Below are 7,022 nucleotides of genomic sequence, written 5' to 3'. Positions count from 1 at the left end.
TTAGTATATAATCGGTGTTGGAATGATAAATTCGTAGATTACGAGGAGGATAACCGTGAAGAAATTTTCAAAAGGTATTACAGCAGTTGCGTTAACGGGGTCATTGCTTTTAGCTCCTATTTCAAGTTATGCGGCGAGCGATGATATTACAGGTCATCAATTTGAGCAGCATATGCGTTCTCTTATTAGTAAAGGGATTATGTCAGGGTATGGAAATGATGTTTATTTACCAGATAAAGAGATAACGAGAGCAGAGTTTGCTACATTAATAGCAAAAGCGTTACAACTTCCACAAGCAGATTCGAATTTTAATGATGTGCCAAAATCTTACGGTTTATATGACGGTGTAAGTAGAGCATTCGGAGCGGGAATTATTAAGGGGCGTAGTCCTGAGGCTTTTGCACCTGGTGATGTGATTACACGTGAAGAAATGGCTGTAATGGTAAAACAGGCGCTAGATTATAAAAAGGTTAAAGTAACTGTAAGTCCGCTTACATTTGCTGATACGAATCGTATTAACTATAAAGAACATGTACAAGTTATGGTAGCAACTCAAATTATTAAAGGCTATCCAGAAGATAATACCTTTAGACCACATTTATCAGCGACAAGAGGTATGGCTTCGGCGATGCTGAACTTAATGCTTGATAAAATTGGTAACAACGGTGGAGAAACGCCTGTAGAAACAAAGAATTATGTATTGTTAAATGATGCAGGGAAAATAGTAGAGCGTTACACTACATATAAAGAAGCTGTTACAGCTGCACAAAGTAAAGGCATCAATGCAGTGAAGTATGAAAATGAATTCGTATGGATTAAAGATGGCTTTGCAACTGCGAAGAGAATTCCTGGAAATACAATTAATGTTTACGGTGAAAATTTACAAACAGTATATACATATCTTCAGTACGGAACAGAATTTAAAGTGTTAGAAGTTGGAGAAGATCGCGTGAAAGTACAAATCTCTGATTTAACAGGTTATGTGAAGAAAAATGAAATTACATTAATTCCTGAAAATGAAATGAAAAAGTCATCCTATTACGTGAAATCAGATGGATATTTATACCATAGATATTATACGTATAATACAAGTTCACCTGGATATACAGAGTTTAGATATGGTGCGGCGCCTTCTTTCATGAAGCAAGGGCAATCAATGTATAGTGTAGATGGAAAAACATTTGGAAATGAAACATTCTATCAATATTTTAATTATGTATCATTACGTTCTAAAACAGAATATACAGCAGAACAATTAGATAGTTATGTAAAATCAGTTAAACCAGATTCACCACTAATTGGTTTAGGTGCGAAATTTAAAGAAGTAGAAAGTAAGTATAATGTAAATGCGTTATTCTTATATTCATTAGCAGTTCATGAAAGTTTCTATGGGACAAGCGAGCTTGCACGAGAAAAAAATAATTTATTTGGTTTAAAGGCAACTGATGATAGTCCATTTGGCAACGGTGAAACATTCAACTCAAAAGAAGATTGTATTGAACATGCTGCAAAGTTATACATGGATGAAGGGTATTTAAAACCAGGGCATTGGCGTTATACAGCAGCGTATACAGGTGATAAAGCTGGTGGTGTAAATATGAACTATGCATCTGATGCAAACTGGGGTAAAAAAGTAGCAGGGCATATGTTCCGTTTTGATTCATACTTAGGTAAGAAAGAGTACAACAAATATAAACTTGCTCGTGTAAAGAGTAAGGTAGAAGTGAAAAAAGATCCTCATACGTCGAACAATCGACTGTATAGCTTAACTGCAAATAAAGTTGTTACAGTTACAGGTGAAGAAACGATAAATGGACAAGCATGGGTTAAAATCATCTCTGATGACCCTGCTGTAAATGAAGCTTATATTGCAAAAGAAAATGTAGAGTATGTAAAACACTAATAAAAAAGAGAAGACTGATCATCTAGATGCATTTTATAAAAATGACAAGATGATCAGTCTTTTTGTGTGTCGAACATAATAAATGTTATTTAATAGAAAATTAATGAAAACAATCCCACTTTATAGAAAAAATAACAAATAATTCGACAAAAAAAACAAAAATAAAGCGCATTCATGTCGAATGATGTCGAGAATTTTAAATATAGTAAATCATCAATCGATTTGTTTTTTGTGTTATAATGCTATTGTTATATTAAATACAAGCGATATATATACGTTTACATATTAGAATCGTTGATAAAAACATAATTCGACAAACATTTCGAATTTGTCGAATTATGCGATAAAAAATTCTTTTAAAAAAAAGAATTATGACGTATTATATACATGGTTTAACTTTTTGGAAAAAGATAGTATTTATTATGGCTGATAAATTACTAATCTCCAAAAAGTGTTTGTAGGTTAATATATGAATTTAGTAAATCACTAGTTTTTCAAATACATATTTCTAAAGCTAGTATTATATTTCTCAAGGAGGAAAATAAATCAATGGCAAAAAATAAGTCTTTTAACAAATTAATGGCTGGTACAATGACAGCTGCAATGGTAGCTGGCGTAGTAGCACCAGTTGCTACAGCAGCAGAAGAGGGCGCATTTAAAGATGTTCCTAAAGGACATTGGTCTGCAGATGCGATCAATTCTATGGCTGCAAAAGGTATTATCGTAGGTACTGGTAATGGCCTATTCGGATTTGGTGACGATGTAACTCGTGCTCAAGTAGCTACTTTCATGGTAAAAGCAAAAGGTCTTGAAACTGGATCAACAAAAACTCCATTCACAGATGTAGCTGAAAACAGCATTTATGCTAAATTCATCGCAGCTGCTGAAGCTAACAAAATCATGGCTGGTTTAGGCGATGGTAAATTCGGTCCAGACGAGAAGTTAACTCGTGCACAAATGGCACAGCTTCTTGTTAACGCATACGGCTTCAAAGCTGATGACAATAACAAAAAAACTTTCAATGACATCGACGGTTTATCTTGGGCAACTGCAAAATCTTCAATCGAGACTCTTGCAAGCTTAGGTATCGTAGCTGGTGAAGGTGAAGGCAAATTCAATCCAAACGGCGTTGTAACTCGTGAGCAAGCTGCTCAATTCATCTTCAATGCTATGAACTATCATCCAGAAGTAAAAACAGATGCTAAAGTTGAATCTGTAAGTGCGATCAACGCTCAAGAAATTAAAGTTACATTCACAAATCCAGTAAATGAAAAAACTGCGATTAACGAAGAGCACTACAAATTTAAGAAAAATGGTGCTGACTTAACATCTGAGGACTTCTTAGGTGACAAAGGTGAGAAAGGTGTTCTTTCAAAAGATGGTAAGAGCGTAACTTTCAAATTAAAAGCTGAGAAAGCATTTGCTAACTCTGACAAATATACAGTACACGTAACTACAGGCGTATTAGGTGCTGACTTAAAACCTGTAGAAAAATATCTTGATTCAGAAAAAACATTCTCTGACTCAGTAGCTCCAGAATTATTAGGTGCACGTGTTGTTGGTAAGAAAGTTGAATTAACATTTAACAAACCTGTGACAACAGATGCAAAAGTTAAAATTGATGGTGTTGAGCTTACAGAAACAAAAACTGCAAGTGAAATTCCAGGAGTATACACTTTAACAACTGATGTAGTTACAGGAAAAGATGGAATCTTCGCTAAAGGTGATCATGAAGTAGTTGTATACGATGCGAAAGATACATTATCTGTAAATCCTAATACAGCTTCAATCTTAACAACAAAATACACTGTATCTTCTGATACAACAGCACCAGAAGTGAAAGAATTAAAAGCTATTAACAGCCGTACTTTCAAAGTTACATTCTCAGAGCCATTAAGCCAACAACCTGAAGTAACAGTGAAAAAAGGTAACCATACATTCACTACAGCTGCTTATCAAGCACCAGGTGTTAATGGTCAAGTTCAATTTACAGTTGATCCACAAGATGCAACTTCATACATCGTTTCTATTAAAGAAGATGAAAAGAATGCTCTTAACCCATTATATGCAGGCAGTGAAAAGAACGTTGACTTAAGTGTTAACCTTAAAAACTTCAAAGATACAGTAAACTTACTTGGTAAACCAGTTGATATGAGCGTTTCTTTATCTCAAGATACTGCTACACCAAAAGTATCTACTGATAGCTTAAACAAAATTGAAGGTAATAACTTACTAGTTAAATTTAACGGTAAAATTGTTGTAAATAATAAAGACCAAATCGTAGTACGTGACAAAGATGGCGTAGTTGTAACATCTGAAATCACAGCTGTTGGCGATGTATTAAACATTAAACTTGGTTCAGAAGCAAAAGATGAGCCTTACACAGTAGAATTAAGAGCTGGCGCTGTTAAGTTTGCAAAAGATGACAACTTAGCTTCTTACTCTGTAAACACAAACAGCAACGCTGCATTCAACACAACTGTTGGTAACACAGGTATCGTAACACCTGTTGTAGAGATGGACAAAGGAATTATTAAAATTGCTGGTGATGTAATCACTATCAACTATACACAAGACATGAGCGGTAACGCGAAAGATGTAGAAAACTATAAAATTGATGGTAAAGCATTACCAGCAGGTACAACTGTAGAATTCGTTGGTAACAAAAAGACTGTTAAAGTTTCTCTACCAAAAAATTATTTCGCAAAAGAACAATCTGCTAAATTTACAATTAGCACAAACGTATTAACTGCATCTGGAAGCAAAGTAGTAGCTAATGCTCAAACGAAAGCTCCAGTAGAAGATTTAATTAAATTCGCTGATAACACAGCTCCAAAATTAGCAAGCGCTGTTTATGTGAAAGCTAAGAGTGGAGATGAAGTTTCAAATAAAATCAAAGTAACATTTGATGAAAACCTTGGAGCAATCACAAACACACCTGAATTTATCAATGACTTAAAAGTTGTTGTAAATGACAACGTTGCAACAGTTACTGGTATTGAAAAAGATGCTAAAAATGCAAACGTTGTTTACTTAACAACTGAAAAAGCTCTAAACGTTGCTCAAGCTGCAACAATTAGCGTAGTACCAAAAGGTGCAGATAATGCAGAAATCAACATTACAGATGCTGCAGGTAACAAGTTAGCGCTTGGTAACGTAACTGCATCAACTTCTGAAGTTCAAAAATAATAATAGATAGTACATCTGTTATTGATGAAAATCCCTTGTAGGAAATTTCCTGCAAGGGATTTTTTATACTATTCGCTTCATAGTGGTTATAAAAAATACCATGCCCTTAAAACAAGGGTATGGTATTTCAAGTGTTATTCAATTTCCAAATCAACGATCATATAAGCAAGTATAACAGCAAAGAAAATACTTACAGCCGGTGCTGTTAATACGTGGCCAGACATAAAGCCGATGCCGAGCGATAGGACGAGTGTGCTAGCTAGTAGCATATGTTTTACACTAAATAGTTTCTTGAAGTTTGTGATTATACGAATGAATATTTTTATACCGAAATAAAGAAGCGGTAGTAAGTACGTAAGGAACCCGACAATTCCGAATGCGAAGAATAGGTCGTAGAAATCCATTTCGATCAACTTTATTTTCGTTGTATAGTTACCAGCGTAGCCCATTCCAAATAGTTTTTGAGATAGTGGTGCGTCTTTATAATATTGTTTGTATATTTTTAAATACTTGTCACGATCACTGTAAATTAAACTTTTCATTTCAGAGTCTGTTAGTTCACCCTGCTTATGTTCTTCTTCTTTAATTACTTTTCCTTCTTTTCGTTCTTTTTCTTCTTGTACTGATTTTTTATATTCATACATTTGTAAATGAATGCTCATATTTTTTGCGATAGGAGTTTGTGGTGTAAGGGCAAGTAAACCTCCTAATACGATAGCAGCAATAACTGTGTTTACAAGGTATGTGAATCCTTGTCCTTCTTGTTTGCGATGAATCATATATTGAATGAATGAGAATAGAAGTGCCACGCCAAGCGTAACAATAATTGCACCATATCCTACTTTCGTTCCGACCATAATGCTTGCATACATCGCGAGTACAGTTGGAATCCAGTAATAAATTTTCGAGAAAGAAGTTGTTTTATGAACTGAGTATAAGACAACGATTGGGAACATAATGGCAAAAATAGAACTTAAATCATTCCCAGCAAAGAACCAACCTCTTGAACCGATCTTTGAGTGAGGATAGCTTTGGAAATCTGTGCCCGTTACCATTGCCGCAATGAGTGAGATACTCAAAATTAATGTTGCATATAAGAAATAGGTAATGATTTTATGAAACGCATATTCGTTATTTTTTAGTTCTTTCAGTGCGATAATATATCCAAACAGTAGTACAATTGGATATACACTCTTTAAAATAAATTTCACTTCTTCTCCAAATGAAATTGGAGATTTGACCATTAAATTATTCACGAGGCCGATTGCGAGTACAATGCCAAATAGACATAAGTAAAGAATATACTTTTTCGCACCTTGTTGTTTATGATGAAGAAGTAGATAACCTAATGCAAGAAGCATAAAGGCGAAACGGACTACGATTCCGACTGTTGCACTCATGTGTAATACATAGATTGAAAAGGATGTTAATAAATCTAAGATTGGTTGAAACACAATGAATAGCAGTAGGAAATGCGGGAAGTAGTTATCCGTCTGTTTTAACTTAGTAACCATATGTTCCACCATTCCTTCATTCTTTTATTTCAGTATCCCTATATAGGAAGATAAATGAATTTCTATATTTGTTTTTTATATTAAACTTAAGAATACAACATTTCATTGTAATGGTAAATAGATGAAGAGTATGGGGAAACCGACTTTAATTGCTATATTTTTCAACGGAATTGTATGTTTTACTCCGCTATTGGTGGGCAGTAAGGCCCCTGCCTCAAAATTCAGCGAAAGTAAAAAAGTTAGATGGGGGTTGGGCTGCCCGTAAAAGCCCGATTGGTGAAGGCTAATAATCAGCGGGGGATGAAGAGAACCCCCACTGATTAAAGTTTCACTTTATACAAGGGTATATACAAATTATGAGATTATTAGACAGAAAATTTAGAAAAAAGAAGGGTTTTTCATCTACTTTCTATAAT

The 7,022-nt window shown here is 34.5% G+C and carries 3 protein-coding genes; 2 read left to right on the top strand and 1 reads right to left on the bottom strand.

The window, feature by feature from the left end; genetic code table 11:
* Positions 1 to 55 precede the first annotated feature (55 nt).
* Together AB3X48_RS14960 and AB3X48_RS14955 are read left to right on the top strand one after the other, a co-directional pair.
* On the top strand, positions 56 to 1,903 hold the full coding sequence (locus tag AB3X48_RS14960) for an S-layer homology domain-containing protein (protein ID WP_367959708.1): 1,848 nt from the start codon (positions 56 to 58) through the stop codon (positions 1,901 to 1,903).
* 549 nt (positions 1,904 to 2,452) lie between these two features.
* Positions 2,453 to 5,092 carry an S-layer homology domain-containing protein gene (locus AB3X48_RS14955; protein WP_016103856.1) on the top strand — a complete coding sequence of 880 codons (2,640 nt, stop codon included), beginning with the start codon at positions 2,453 to 2,455 and terminating at the stop codon, positions 5,090 to 5,092.
* A gap of 134 nt (positions 5,093 to 5,226) precedes the next feature.
* On the opposite strand, the gene AB3X48_RS14950 is transcribed toward AB3X48_RS14955, so the two are convergent.
* A complete protein-coding gene (locus tag AB3X48_RS14950) occupies positions 5,227 to 6,606 on the bottom strand; it encodes an O-antigen ligase family protein (protein WP_016103857.1) in 1,380 nt (459 codons plus the stop codon).
* Positions 6,607 to 7,022 lie beyond the last annotated feature (416 nt).

Origin of the sequence: Bacillus sp. S4 (genome assembly GCF_040838205.1) — a bacterium.
Lineage (GTDB): Bacteria > Bacillota > Bacilli > Bacillales > Bacillaceae_G > Bacillus_A > Bacillus_A cereus_U.
The sequence above is the reverse complement of the archived record's forward strand: the minus strand, read 5'-3'. Positions and strand labels throughout refer to the sequence as shown.

Bases quoted from the DNA above. Each gene is read 5' to 3' on its own strand.
- AB3X48_RS14955 (WP_016103856.1), top strand. From the start codon at position 2,453: ATGGCAAAAAATAAGTCTTTTAACAAATTAATGGCTGGTACAATGACA.
- AB3X48_RS14950 (WP_016103857.1), bottom strand. From the start codon at position 6,606: ATGGTTACTAAGTTAAAACAGACGGATAACTACTTCCCGCATTTCCTA.